Below are 390 nucleotides of genomic sequence, written 5' to 3' on the forward strand. Positions count from 1 at the left end.
ACTCGTTAAACCATCAGGTACACCATCATCACAAACCTCTAAATCAGTCGGAACTACTAATAATGGTAATGGATTTACTACTAATTCAAAACTACCCGTTGCAACACAACCTGTTGTTGTACTAACAAGCGCATAGAAAATCGATTGTGGATTACTCGTATTACTATATGGACTTGCGAGTGGATTAACTAATCCTTGTGCATCTGCCAAAGTCTCATAATAACTAACAGTCACTAATTGACCATCTGATATCTCTGCATCTTTACTCGTTAAATCAAACTGCTCAATCTCATCTCCAGGATTGTTATCATCACACAACTCATAAGGTGTAACTGCAATCGTATCTGGTATTGGATTTACTAGCAAAACAAGCTCAACAGTATCATAACA

General features: G+C 36.9%; 1 protein-coding gene. It reads right to left on the reverse strand.

Annotation, left to right across the window (positions count from 1 at the left end):
• Positions 1–390 (reverse strand): hypothetical protein (locus tag RH81_RS17090; protein ID WP_033962431.1); only part of this gene is annotated, 390 nt, incomplete at both ends.

Origin of the sequence: Psychroserpens jangbogonensis, from assembly GCF_000797465.1 — a bacterium.
Taxonomy (GTDB): domain Bacteria; phylum Bacteroidota; class Bacteroidia; order Flavobacteriales; family Flavobacteriaceae; genus Psychroserpens; species Psychroserpens jangbogonensis.